This window comes from Patescibacteria group bacterium, assembly GCA_018817715.1.
Classification (GTDB): Bacteria; Patescibacteriota; Patescibacteriia; order Veblenbacterales; family UBA10138; genus JAHITT01.
In genome coordinates, this window is record JAHITT010000005.1 from 23,821 (window position 1) to 36,000 (window position 12,180).

The following is a 12,180-nucleotide window of genomic DNA, read 5'->3' on the forward strand; positions in this document are numbered from 1 at the left end:
TTAGCTTGACCTAAAATCAATTTTTCGTTACTGTTATTTCGCCATAAGTTATTAGTTATTAACTAAATTAGCCAAACTAGCCGCTATCGTCTAATGGTTAGGACACCACGCTTTCAATGTGGTAATCCGGGTTCGATTCCCGGTAGCGGTACCAAAAGCAAAGTACCTCATACTAAATTGTATGGGGTGTTTTGTTTTTATCCTTTAAAAGAATTAAAAGATACAAATAAATCCCTAATGATAATCCTGCTTAGCCTCCAAAATTAACCTGGCTTCGCTTATTGCTTCAGCGCCAGAAATCTTTTTGTTTTTATAGCGCCCTAAAATATCTTCTATGGCCGAATGTTCATAATCATTAGCGCCACGTGAACAAATTTCATTATATATACCCATAACAACAACCTCCGGATCCTGCCATTCAGGATTAATTTCGATTTCCTGATTTAATTTAAATTCTTTAAGCATAAAATTTATTAATATCCATACAATAAAAATAATTTCACTATGATTTTATTATAGATAACAAATTTTAATTAAGCACGCCATTTAAAAAGACTATAATTAATTCCCTTATCATAAACATCCAACCCCTCTTCTTTCTTAAGCCAGGCTATCACCTTATAAGTCAGCGGTGTACAAATTATCTCTAAGCCGACTTTCATTAGATAAATAGTAATTGATAAATTAAGCAAGGCGGCTAAAGGTAATAATCCAGCAAAGGCAACTACAGCAAAAATTGTCGTATCCACAGCTTGACCAAAAACAGTGGAACTAATGGTTCTGAGCCATAAATATTTACCTTGGGTTTTTATTTTTAATTTGGATAAAATATAAGAATTTACAAATTCACCGGCTAAGTAAGCTATTAAGCTAGCCAAGGCCAAACGTGGCACAAAACCTAAAATAGTTTCGAAAGCCGTCTGATTAGGCCAGTCTGAGGCTGGTGGCAAATATTGAACAATCAACAAAGTTACTGACATTAAAGCTAAACTGAAAAACCCCAACCAAATTACCAATCTGGCCCTAGCATAACCGTAAACCTCGGTCAGGACATCACCAAAAATATAAGCTAAGGGAAATAAAATAGTCCCGCCATCAAATAACCAACCGTTTAACTGCACTACTTTAGTAGAGGCTAAATTAGAAACCAATAAAACCGCTACGAATAAACCTACAATAACTGAAAATATTTGCTTATTTTGGATCATACTTTACTAAGCTTAACTAAAATAAAAAACTTTAGCCAGTAGTTAAAGGTTGCAATTCCTACTAATTTAGTATATAATAACCTTACTTAAAAAGTAATCTTTAATTTTATGAATTCTAAAACTTATTTACTGCTCGGGCTACTGCTTATAGTAATTTTAGCCTATATTTGGTTTAAACAAAAGAACACTCAAACTAAAACCAATACCTACAGCAATCAACCATCTAATAATTCACAATCAACTTCTATGACAGAAAATAATCAACCGTTTAACGACGGTCTTTATCAAATTTCCTCTGATAATCAAATAAACTGGCAAGGTAGCAAAACCTTGATTGCCAACTATAAAGATACTGGCACTTTAAACCTTAAAAACGGACAACTAACCATACAAGACGGCCAAATTACCGCTAGCTCTTTTGTTTTTAATATGGCTAGCCTAAAAGCCAACTCTACCGGCCGGGGCGAAGGTGCCAGTGGCTTGGAAAAACATTTAAAATCAGCTGATTTTTTTGATGTGGAACAGTACCCCGAGGCCATATTCAACTTAAAATCTGCCACTGTTGATAAAGAATCGGCTAATAACTCTTACCAAATTAACGGTGATTTAACTATAAAAAATATTACTAAACCAATAAGCTTTTCGGCTGAGGTAGTAAATCAGTCTGAAGAATTAAAATTAACAGCTGAAATCAAACTAGACCGTACTTTGTGGGATATCCGCTACGGCTCGGACAAATTCTTTGACAATCTGGCCAATAATGTCATCGATGACATTATTACTGTGACTTTGAATCTAACGGCTACTAAACAATAAATTACTAACTAGCTACCTTGATTAGCCCCCTGCGGGTAAAAATCTCCACGTGGAGATTTTTACCCGCATTTATTTTTACCATCAAACAAAGCGAATTAATGTTATAATTATTTTATGGAATTACTGGCTACTCTAAATTTAGATAATGCGACTAGCCAACAAATTGCTGGGCTTAAACCCAGGCAAGCCGCTCGGGCTGTAATTTTTAACAACCACAAACAAGTAGCTATTGTTAAAGTTAACAAAGAAAATTATTACAAAATACCCGGCGGCGGACTAGAACCAAACGAAACAATAGAACAAGCCTTGCTAAGGGAATGCCAAGAAGAAGCCGGCTACTCTGTTAAAATAGACCAACCGCTAGGACGAATAATTGAATACCGAACCCAGCACGGAATAAACCAAGAATCTTACGGCTTTATTGCCCAAACAAACGGTCCGCTAAAGGAGCAGCATCTGACAGAAGAAGAAGCCAGTCGTGACTTTAGGCTTATCTGGTTAAATTTGTCTGAAGCTATAAGCCTGCTAGAAAACAATCGTCCGACTAACTACTCAGGTACTTATATGCAGACTCGAGATTTATTATTCTTAAAACAAGCTTTTAAAATTAAAAACTCCCTAATATGAAACAAATAAAAATACCCATCCTTTGGCAAAGCTTAATTCAAGCAACCGGTTTGATAGTTTACATTGTTGGCGTTAGCTGGCTGTTACAAAATGGGCAAAGACTTTTTGGCGATGATAAAAATCTTATCGGCCCGATTGCCCTTTTACTGCTGCTGGTAATTTCGGCTTCCCTTAGTGGACTACTAGTTTTAGGTCGGCCTATAACCCTATATTTAAACAACTTCAAAAAAACAGCCTGGCAATCACTTGCTTACACTATTAGTTGGTTAATACTGGGACTAATTATCCTCCTATTGATTTAACCAACCAGCTTTCTACAACAACTTTCACCTAAATGAAAGTTATTGTTTATTTTAAAGTAGTTTATTAACTTTTTTTTTGTTATAATTATCTTATTATGACTAATAAAAAACCAACCAAATCTTATATCATCGCTGTAGATATGGGCTATGGCCACGAAAGAGCGGCTTACGCCCTTAAAGACTTAAGTTATGGTCCCTTACAAATCGCTAATAATTACAAAGGTATACCGCGGGAAGAAAGGAACCGTTGGAAAAACCAACGCGAAGGCTACGAAGCTGTTTCCCGCCTTAAAGCTTTGCCTGTGGTAGGTGATTTAATTTTTGAGGTCATGGACCAATTTCAAGAAATTGATCCTTTTTATCCTAGACGTGATTTATCCAAACCCAGCCTCCAATTAAAACAAACTTACAAAGCCATTCATAGCGGCCTGGGTCGGCATTTAATAGAAAAACTAGCCAAACATCCCCTGCCTTTAATAGCCACCTTTTTTCAGGCCGCTTTTACGGCTGAAGAAAACGATTACCCGGGTGATATTTACTGCGTTATTTGCGACGCTGATTGTTCTAGAGCTTGGGCACCGCTGGACCCCAAACGCAGCCGCATAAAATATTTAGCACCTAATGGCCGCGTAGTAGAAAGGTTAAAGTTATACGGTGTGCGGGAAGCCAATATTTTTTTAACTGGTTTTCCTTTGCCCAAAGAATTAGTGGGCGGCACTAGGGAAACAGTCATTAAAACCGACTTAAGCCGACGTATCCAAAATTTGGATCCTAATAATATCTTTATTGCTAAATATAATCGAGCCTTAGTAAGGCGCTTAGGTCGCAGTTGGCAAAAAAGAAACCACCAGCATCCTCTCACCTTAACTTTTGCCATGGGTGGCGCTGGGGCCCAACGCAATATCGGCGCCCAAATACTGCAAAGCCTGCGAGAAAAAATCCAACAGGAGAAAATCCGGCTTAATTTGGTGGTGGGTACCCATCATTCCGGTTTAAAATATTACCGAGAAATAGTTAAAGATCTTAAATTAAATCAACAACTAAACAAATACGTTAACATAGTCCATACGGAAAATCGGCATGATTATTTTAAAAAATTTAATAATCTACTCCATACCACCGACATTTTATGGACCAAACCCTCGGAATTATCTTTTTATACTGGTTTAGGTTTACCGATTATTATTGCCCCACCCATCGGCTCACAAGAACAATTTAACCGCCTGTGGCTAAAAACAGTGGGTGGTGGTATTACTCAAAATGATCCTAAATATACTAATGAATGGCTGTTTGACTGGGTGTATTCTGGTGGTTTGGCTCGTACTGCTTGGAACGGCTATATTGAAGCACCGACTCATGGTACTTACCGGATTGAATCGGTGGTTACCGGACAAAAAGTCGATTTACCGAAAATACCAATGATTGTTTAAAAAACAAACAACCTACCACCAGTTCAAAATTTTGAACTGGTGGTTTGATATTTATCCTTAGTAATATATTCACGCCAACAATTGGCCTACTTTTAATTGATTGTTATAATGTCAACACTATAAATAATTAACTCTAATAGTCTATGTTCAAAAAAATCTTCAATACTTTATTTATTTTAACTTTATTATTAACCCCTTTTTACCCACACCAAACCTTAGCCGCTAACCTTATCGTACCAGAAGAAGAAGCGGTTATTAACGCCTATCAAAAAATCCTACCGTCAGTCGTTAGTATTATTATTTCTGAACCAGCTACCAACTTACTAGGTGATATTTCCCTGCAAGATACCGGCGGCGGCACTGGCTTTATAGTAAGCAACGACGGCTATATTATAACCAATAAACACGTGGTCCTACGTAATAATGTTGATTACACGGTAATTACCAGCACCGGTAAAGAATACGTGGCCTCGGTTTTGGCCCGTGATTCTTTATACGACATTGCCATTGTAAAAATAGAAGGCAAAGGTTTTACGCCAGCCTACTTAGGCGATTCTGATAAAATAAGGATTGGTCAAACCGCTTTAGCCGTTGGTAATGTCTTAACAGAATTCCAAAACACCTTAACCCGGGGCATAATTTCTGGCATTGGCCGGACCATTACCGCCTCCGGCAATGGCTTAACCGAAACTATTGAAGGAGCCATTCAAACTGATGCCTCCATTAACCCAGGTAATTCTGGTGGCCCTTTAATTAACTTAAAAGGCGAAGTGGTTGGCGTTAACACCGCAGTTAACCGCTCGGGTGAAGCTTTGGGTTTTGCTATACCAATTAACCGCGGTCGGGAGGCTTTGGCCAATTTTAGAAAAAATGGTCGAATTGTTCGAGTTTTTTTGGGTGTACGCTACTTAATGCTTAATCGCAGTATCGCTCGCGCCTATAAAATACCTTATGACCAAGGCGCTTATATTATGATAAAAAATAATGTCGGCGAACCGGGTATTGTTCCTGGTTTGGCGGCTGATCAAGCTGGACTTAAATCTGGCGACATTATATTAACTATCAACGGCCAAAAATTATCCCTACAAAAAACTTTAGCCTCAATAATCGCTCAATACCAACCTGGGAATATCATAACCGCTAAAATACTACGGGCCGGGCGGGAATTAAACATAAAAATCAAACTGCAAGAACGCCTGCCGGAATAAAAAGAACCTGCTAGCACAAACCAATAATAAAATTCTCTAATAATTCTTGACCAAAAACAACTGAACCGCTCAACAGAAACTCCTGTTGAGCGGTTCAGTATACTACCCTAATAAGACTATTACCGATTAATATAATCTTTATAATCAGCTGTTTCTTTCCAGGCACTCCAAGGAATAACTGGGTGTACGGTTTTACCACCCCATTTAACCGCCTGAGTTAAGGCCTGTAAGGGATAGCCGCCATAAACATAAGCCTTAACCAAAATAAACCAATTCCTTAAGGCCGAAGCTGGAATACGACCGTTAAACACGTCATCCAAATGACCTTTTAAATCCTGGGCTTGATTTTGTTCTGCACCTAAATCCCGACAATAACCGCCATAAATATTATCTTTGGCACAACGTTCCTTATCAAAAGAAGGGTTAGGTAAACCACCTTCGGGCAAAGTACGAATAGTTAGATCCTTAGCTGTTACTGATTTACCAAAAACATCTTTAACTTGGATACGCATGGTATAAGTAGTGCCGGGCGCAAGTTCATAAACAGTCAATTGATGATCTGTTTGATAATAATCATCCTCCACAGCTTTACGGGTTTTTTGTTTTTTGGCGCTCAACTGAACACTACCTTTACTAGGACGGTTAGTGTGCCACTTCACTGTTACCGTATTCTGGGTTATCAAAGGATCGGGCGCGGCCAAAGGCGAAACCCTATCTATAACCAAACTAGCCTTATCATTAGTATCATCCTGAGCAGTGGTGAATTGCCTAATAGCGCTTAAGCCTTGATTTTTATCCTTATCTTTGGACAAAACTTTATAAAAATATTTAGTATTCTTTTTTAGATTTTTTATAACAACTTCGTGCTCAGTCACATTGCTTTTACCGCTGGATTTTTTGGGTTTCGCCAAATCGTCAGTTAAAGAATATTCCACTATAGAATCAGCTGGTTCATTAGTTTCCCAAATTATAACCGCCCAAGTTGCTCCCCAATGCAAAGCCCGCACCTTATCCACTTCGGGAATTTTGGTGTCTTTTAATTTTCCGGTTTTAAAAGTCTGGTTAAAAGACTCTATATAAGAACCCTCTGGTGTAGAAGCGCTAACTCTAAAATGATAAGTTGTCTCACTTTTCATGTTAGGTAATACGATTTCATGATAAAGCCTGGGTGATAAAGAAGAACCTATATAATAGCCATAAGAATCCGTTAAACCATAATCCACCCGCCCGCGAGCCGGCAAATTAGTATACCAGCTAATAACAGCCATATTGTCTTCCTGATTGTTGGCTTTTATTTCTACACTGACCTGGCTTAAATAAACCGGCTGAGCAGCCTGAGCTGATACCAAGCCAAGGGGATAAAATAAATTCAAGACTAAAACCGTTAAAAGTAATCTGATAAAAATTTTCATAAAATTCCTAACTAACTATTATTTATAACCATATATAATATAGCTTTTTTAAGCGATTGTCAATACCTTAATTAGTATAGCAAGCCCGGCCATAAGCTGATAGACTACAACATAGACTAATTGATTTTTAAATTATCAATAAAATATGATTGTCTTAGGTTTAGAAACATCTTGCGACGAAACTTCTTGGGCACTACTTAAAGTAACTAAAAAAAAACTGGAGCAACTTAGCCTAACTATTTCCTCACAAACCAAATTACATGCCCGTTGGGGAGGCGTAGTGCCGGAGTTAGCCGCCAGGCGCCACAACCAAACTATTCTACCTTTATTGCAAACTACTCTCCAACAAGCTGGCTTAAAACCTCAGCAAATAAATCTAGTGGCGGTTACCCAAGGGCCAGGTTTAATAACCGCCTTAACTGTCGGCACCCAAACAGCTAAAGCTTTAAGTTTTGTTTGGCAAAAACCCTTACTTGGTATTAACCATATTGCCGGCCATTTAATCAGCCCTTTTCTAAACCCGAAGGTCTGGCCAACAGCTTTTACCAAAACTACCTGGCCGGCGGTGGCCTTGGTTGTTTCTGGTGGGCATACTGAACTTTATTTGATGTCGAGCTTAACCAAATATAAACTACTAGGCAAAACTTTAGACGATGCCAGCGGTGAAGCTTTTGATAAAACAGCCAAAATGTTGAATTTAGCTTACCCGGGCGGTCCTAAAGTTTCTAAGCTCGCCCAAACCGGTAATCCGACTACTTATAATTTTCCTCGGCCCATGCTCCAACACGCTGGTTATAATTTTAGTTTTGCTGGATTAAAAACGGCCGTACTTTATTCTTTAAAAAAAATAAAAAAACCTTTAAATCTAAAAACCAAAGCCGATATTTGCTCTTCTTTTGAACAAGCGGTTATTGATGTTTTGGTAAACAAATCCCTCAAAGCCATAAAACAATACTCGGCCCGCAGTTTATTGGTCTCGGGCGGTGTGTCAGCTAATCAGAAATTACGCCAAGCTTTAGCTAATAGCTTACAAAAAAACCAGCTACCGGTTAAACTACTATTACCTGAATTAAATTTTACTGGCGATAACGCTTCTATGATTGCCTTAGCTGGCGCAGTGGCGACTGATTTTAAACCTGCCCAAAAACTAAAAAATAATTGGCAAAAGCTTCAAGCCAACGCTAATTGGGAATTATGGAATTAATTATTATCTGAACTAATTTCACTTAATCTAAATTTAATTAGGATTGACAATAAGTCAACTTATCTTTATAGTGCCGTTTACAAAAAATAAGATCTACCTTAAAAATAATTCACAAAAAATGGCTATTAAATAATCCTGAACCTCAGGTTTAATTTTGCCTAGCCTTGACTTTAAGCAACAATATGCTTCACTTATATAGTCATTTTTAAATTAATCACTAAATAAGGAGTACTTATGTTATCCCACTTCTCTAAACTGCTCAATAAACGCTGGCTGATTATGGCGCTTATTTTAAGCTTTGCTTTTGGCTCTCAAACCCTAGCTTCTTCTGGTGAAGTCCATCAGGTTGGCCTGACTTTCTTGGGTATTGCTATTATTTTAATAGCGGCTAAAATTTCCGGTCTGGTAGAAAAAATCGGCCAACCAGCTGTTTTAGGTGAGTTGGTTATTGGTGTTATTTTAGGTAATCTAATTTTAGTAGGCTTGCATTGGCTAGAACCAATTAAACAAGATCCTATCATCGCTTTTTTAGCTGAATTAGGCGTAGTTATATTACTGTTGCAGATAGGTTTAGAAAGTAATATACAAAAAATGCGCGAGGTTGGCTTAAAAGCTTTTTTGGTGGCCATAATCGGAGTAGTTGTGCCTTTTGTTTTAGGTACTTATTTAGTGGGACCTTGGATCTTACCCGGTCTTAGCACTAATGCTTATCTTTTCTTAGGTGCCACCCTAACCGCCACTTCCGTCGGTATAACAGCCCGAGTCTTTAAAGATTTGGGGGCTCTTAAAACCGCTGAAGCTCAAATTGTTCTGGGCGCGGCCGTAATTGATGATGTTTTAGGTTTAATTATTTTGGCTGTCGTATCAGCTATTGTTACTTTAGGCGCCGTTAGTTTGGGTACCATTACCTGGATAACAGCTAAAGCTGTACTGTTCCTAGTGGGCGCTATTGTCATTGGTCAATTGCTGGCACCGGCTTTGGGAAAATTGTTTTCCAAAATTAATACCGGCCACGGTACAAAATTTACCTTAGTCATTGCTTTTGGTTTAATCTTTGCTTATTTGGCACAAGTTATTGGCTTGGCACCAATTGTCGGCGCTTTTGCTGCTGGACTAGTGCTGGATCCTGTTCACTTCAAATATTTTAAAGACCACAAGGTAGTAGATGACGTTAAAGAACAAATTAATACCCTAGACGACAACTCCAAGAATAAAATATTGTCGGCCTTAGAACACCATTCCCATAGGCATATTGAAGACTTAATTGAGCCCTTAGCTTTCTTTTTAGTGCCAATTTTCTTTGTGGTAACTGGTATGCAAGTAAAACTAGAAACCCTGTTCAATCTGCCTGTCCTCTTAATAGCTTTGGTTATTACCATTGTCGCTTTTATTGGTAAGTTGGTATCGGCCCTACCCGCTGGCAAAGTTAATAAATGGATTATCGGTTGGGGTATGGTACCTAGAGGCGAAGTCGGCTTAATATTTGCCACCATTGGTAAAACATTAGGCGTAGTTAATGATGAAATTTTCTCGATTATAGTTATTATGGTTATTTTAACCACTCTCTTAACTCCGCCAATTCTAACCTACGTACTTAAAAAAAATACTCTCAAACAAACGGAACTACCTGCCTAAAATTAATAAACAATTCTTCAAAACTCCTCTTTAAATTAAAGAGGAGTTTTTTTATTCTATATCTCTTAATTCCCTGGCTAAACTATCGTCAGCCAGAACAGTAAAAAACAAAAAGACTGATTATTTAAATTTATATAATCACCAAATTAAATTTAATCTATATAGAACTACCAATCATTTATCTCCAATAGTGAAATTCCGCGGCCGCGGAATTTCACTAGAAGAAAATATTGGCTTATCTACTATTTACCTTTATACTAAAAATATTTATGGCTACTCACTTAACCAAAACAGCTACTCAAACTAGGGCTTTAGGAAAACAATTGGCCAAACAATTAACTGGTGGGCAAATACTGGGCCTAAAAGGTGATTTAGGTAGCGGTAAAACAACTTTTGTTAAAGGCCTAGCTAAAGGCTTAAATATTAAAAATACTATTACCAGCCCAACTTTTGTTTTGTTTAAAATTTATCCAATTAAACATCGAACAATTAAGAGACTAGTTCATGTTGATTGCTACCGAGTATCAGGTAAGGAACTTAGCCTGGTCGGACTAGATGAATATTTAAACGATCCACAAACCATTGTAGCCATAGAATGGCCTAATAAAATAAAAAACCAGCCTAATTGGCTGACTATAAAATTTACAGCTGTTAAAAATAGTAACCACCGAAAAATTCAACTGCCTAAAAAACTTGCTATCTAATTAACAAACCATTTCGGCTTAAGCCAACCGTAGCTTACTTAATAGAGGATAAAACTTTCTTCACCCTCCTTGGCCAAGGCTCTTAAGGACACCCTTCTCTTTTACCAAGCGAAGGGTGGTGGGTGTGGATGGACTCGAACCATCGACCTCTTCATTATCAGTGAAGTGCTCTAACCAGCTGAGCTACACACCCTCAAGTTATTAATACGAAACACCAGCTAATACAGCGTTCGTATATTAACAAAATTCCTAACCATAATCAAGCCTTAAATAGTCGCTTCCCATAAATAAATCCCAGAACATTCGGTTCTGGGATTTATTTATAAACATTCGTAATTTACATACCCATCGGTTGACTCGGCATAACTGGTTTCTCGTGTTCACACTTTTTACCACCCATCACCGCTACATATACAGCTGACAAACCTACCAAGATGTAAATAACGCGGGACAACCAACTCATATCACCAAAAATCGTGGCTACTAAATCAAACTCGAATAATCCCACTAAACCCCAATTCAAGCCGCCGATTATCAACAAAACTAAAGCTATCCAATCTAAAGCGTTCATTTTTTTCATCTATCTCACCTCCTTTCTGAAATTACAAGAGGTAGAATTGGCTAACCAATTCACTATAGTTAGTATAGCAAAAAAACCCAATAAAATAAAAAATATCCCAATAAATAGGATATTTTTTATTTTATTCTTTGATAAAGTGATAGGAAAGCCTTTCCGTTACTGTTAGGTAATGGAATTCGACCTATTATGAGTAATACGACGCCTTAAGCCAGCTAAATCGGCTTAAGGTAGTGTACTACCCACTCTAGAGAAACTCCCTAGAAAGGAGGTGATCCAGCCACAGCTTCCGCTACGGCTGCCTTGTTACGACTTCGTCCCTATCATCGGTCCTACCTTCTCTCATCACAGATGGATTCGGGTATTACCGACTCTCTTGACGTGACGGGCGGTGTGTACAAAACCCGAGAACGTATTCAACGCACTATGGCTGACGCGCGTTTACTAGCGATTCCAACTTCATGCAGGCGAGTTGCAGCCTGCAATCCGAACTGAGGGGTGGTTTGGTGGGATTGGCTCCATCTTGCGATTTCGCGGCCCATTGTTGCACCCCATTGTAGCACGTGTGTAGCCCAAGACATAAGGGCCATGCTGACTTGACGTCATCCTCACCTTCCTCCTGGTTAACCCAGGCAGTTTGTTGTGAATATTTAACACAACATGAGGGTTGCGCTCGTTGGAGGACTTAACCCAACATCTCACGACACGAGCTGACGACAGCCATGCAGCACCTGTGTTAGGATCCGATTTAACGGTCCACCAAAGTTTCCTTCGGTATACGCCTAACATGTCAAGCCTTGGTAAGGTTCTTCGCTTATCGTCGAATTGAACCACATGCTCCACCGCTTGTGCGGGTTCCCGTCAATTCCTTTGAGTTTTAGCCTTGCGGCCGTACTCCCCAGGCGGGATGCTTAAGGTGTTAACTTGGTTGAACGACACTGACAGGGTCGATACTGCCAATGCCTAGCATCCATCGTTTACGGCGTGGACTACTGGGGTATCTAATCCCATTCGCTCCCCACGCTTTCGTCTCTCAGCGTCAGGTGTGTTCTAGTAT

General features: G+C 38.6%; 12 protein-coding genes, 2 tRNA genes and 1 rRNA gene. 9 read left to right on the top strand and 6 right to left on the bottom strand.

Annotated elements, in window-relative coordinates; all coding sequences use genetic code 11:
* The first annotated feature begins 79 nt into the window (after window positions 1-79).
* Window positions 80-154: transfer RNA gene (locus KKC17_02935), tRNA-Glu, on the top strand.
* Window positions 155-234: 80 nt separating this feature from the next.
* Here the strand turns inward: KKC17_02935 and KKC17_02940 are convergent.
* Window positions 235-465 carry a hypothetical protein gene (locus tag KKC17_02940; protein MBU1039152.1) on the bottom strand — a complete coding sequence of 77 codons (231 nt, stop codon included), beginning with the start codon at window positions 463-465 and terminating at the stop codon, window positions 235-237.
* Between the two features lie 68 nt (window positions 466-533).
* Window positions 534-1,208 carry a queuosine precursor transporter gene (locus tag KKC17_02945; protein ID MBU1039153.1) on the bottom strand — a complete coding sequence of 225 codons (675 nt, stop codon included), beginning with the start codon at window positions 1,206-1,208 and terminating at the stop codon, window positions 534-536.
* Between the two features lie 108 nt (window positions 1,209-1,316).
* Between KKC17_02945 and KKC17_02950 the strand changes: the two genes are divergently transcribed.
* From KKC17_02950 to KKC17_02970, 5 genes are all read left to right on the top strand, one after another.
* Window positions 1,317-2,024: a YceI family protein gene (locus KKC17_02950; GenBank protein MBU1039154.1), complete on the top strand. Its 708-nt coding sequence runs from the start codon at window positions 1,317-1,319 to the stop codon at window positions 2,022-2,024.
* Window positions 2,025-2,138: 114 nt separating this feature from the next.
* The gene (locus KKC17_02955; GenBank protein ID MBU1039155.1) at window positions 2,139-2,651 is read left to right on the top strand and encodes an NUDIX domain-containing protein; all 513 of its coding nucleotides are present in this window, start codon (window positions 2,139-2,141) and stop codon (window positions 2,649-2,651) included.
* Window positions 2,648-2,953, top strand: a complete 306-nt coding sequence (locus KKC17_02960) for a hypothetical protein (protein ID MBU1039156.1) — start codon at window positions 2,648-2,650, stop codon at window positions 2,951-2,953. The genes KKC17_02955 and KKC17_02960 overlap by 4 nt, the downstream gene beginning before the upstream one ends.
* 95 nt (window positions 2,954-3,048) lie before the next feature.
* A complete protein-coding gene (locus tag KKC17_02965; GenBank protein MBU1039157.1) occupies window positions 3,049-4,383 on the top strand; it encodes a hypothetical protein in 1,335 nt (444 codons plus the stop codon).
* 143 nt (window positions 4,384-4,526) lie between these two features.
* Window positions 4,527-5,591 carry a trypsin-like peptidase domain-containing protein gene (locus KKC17_02970; protein MBU1039158.1) on the top strand — a complete coding sequence of 355 codons (1,065 nt, stop codon included), beginning with the start codon at window positions 4,527-4,529 and terminating at the stop codon, window positions 5,589-5,591.
* Between the two features lie 119 nt (window positions 5,592-5,710).
* Here the strand turns inward: KKC17_02970 and KKC17_02975 are convergent, their stop codons facing one another.
* Complete coding sequence (locus tag KKC17_02975) at window positions 5,711-7,003, bottom strand: fibronectin type III domain-containing protein (GenBank protein ID MBU1039159.1); 1,293 nt, start codon at window positions 7,001-7,003, stop codon at window positions 5,711-5,713.
* A gap of 145 nt (window positions 7,004-7,148) precedes the next feature.
* Between KKC17_02975 and tsaD the strand changes: the two genes are divergently transcribed.
* From tsaD to tsaE, 3 genes are all read left to right on the top strand, one after another.
* Complete coding sequence (gene tsaD / locus KKC17_02980) at window positions 7,149-8,207, top strand: tRNA (adenosine(37)-N6)-threonylcarbamoyltransferase complex transferase subunit TsaD (protein MBU1039160.1); 1,059 nt, start codon at window positions 7,149-7,151, stop codon at window positions 8,205-8,207.
* Between the two features lie 234 nt (window positions 8,208-8,441).
* Entirely contained in the window at window positions 8,442-9,842 is a 1,401-nt protein-coding gene (locus KKC17_02985; protein MBU1039161.1) for a cation:proton antiporter, read from the top strand.
* A 269-nt stretch (window positions 9,843-10,111) separates the two neighbouring features.
* Complete coding sequence (tsaE, locus tag KKC17_02990; protein ID MBU1039162.1) at window positions 10,112-10,546, top strand: tRNA (adenosine(37)-N6)-threonylcarbamoyltransferase complex ATPase subunit type 1 TsaE; 435 nt, start codon at window positions 10,112-10,114, stop codon at window positions 10,544-10,546.
* A gap of 116 nt (window positions 10,547-10,662) precedes the next feature.
* On the opposite strand, the gene KKC17_02995 is transcribed toward tsaE, so the two are convergent.
* The 3 genes from KKC17_02995 to KKC17_03005 form a co-directional block, all read right to left on the bottom strand.
* Window positions 10,663-10,739, bottom strand: a tRNA-Ile gene (locus KKC17_02995).
* 144 nt (window positions 10,740-10,883) lie between these two features.
* Window positions 10,884-11,126: a DUF378 domain-containing protein gene (locus KKC17_03000; GenBank protein MBU1039163.1), complete on the bottom strand. Its 243-nt coding sequence runs from the start codon at window positions 11,124-11,126 to the stop codon at window positions 10,884-10,886.
* Between the two features lie 261 nt (window positions 11,127-11,387).
* A 16S ribosomal RNA gene (locus KKC17_03005) occupies window positions 11,388-12,180 on the bottom strand; the annotation flags it as partial.

Bases quoted from the DNA above. Each gene is read 5' to 3' on its own strand.
- KKC17_02940 (MBU1039152.1), bottom strand. From the start codon at position 465: ATGCTTAAAGAATTTAAATTAAATCAGGAAATCGAAATTAATCCTGAA.
- KKC17_02970 (MBU1039158.1), top strand. From the start codon at position 4,527: ATGTTCAAAAAAATCTTCAATACTTTATTTATTTTAACTTTATTATTA.
- KKC17_02965 (MBU1039157.1), top strand. From the start codon at position 3,049: ATGACTAATAAAAAACCAACCAAATCTTATATCATCGCTGTAGATATG.
- tsaD (MBU1039160.1), top strand. From the start codon at position 7,149: ATGATTGTCTTAGGTTTAGAAACATCTTGCGACGAAACTTCTTGGGCA.
- tsaE (MBU1039162.1), top strand. From the start codon at position 10,112: ATGGCTACTCACTTAACCAAAACAGCTACTCAAACTAGGGCTTTAGGA.
- KKC17_02985 (MBU1039161.1), top strand. From the start codon at position 8,442: ATGTTATCCCACTTCTCTAAACTGCTCAATAAACGCTGGCTGATTATG.
- KKC17_02975 (MBU1039159.1), bottom strand. From the start codon at position 7,003: ATGAAAATTTTTATCAGATTACTTTTAACGGTTTTAGTCTTGAATTTA.
- KKC17_02960 (MBU1039156.1), top strand. From the start codon at position 2,648: ATGAAACAAATAAAAATACCCATCCTTTGGCAAAGCTTAATTCAAGCA.
- KKC17_02955 (MBU1039155.1), top strand. From the start codon at position 2,139: ATGGAATTACTGGCTACTCTAAATTTAGATAATGCGACTAGCCAACAA.
- KKC17_02950 (MBU1039154.1), top strand. From the start codon at position 1,317: ATGAATTCTAAAACTTATTTACTGCTCGGGCTACTGCTTATAGTAATT.
- KKC17_03000 (MBU1039163.1), bottom strand. From the start codon at position 11,126: ATGAAAAAAATGAACGCTTTAGATTGGATAGCTTTAGTTTTGTTGATA.
- KKC17_02945 (MBU1039153.1), bottom strand. From the start codon at position 1,208: ATGATCCAAAATAAGCAAATATTTTCAGTTATTGTAGGTTTATTCGTA.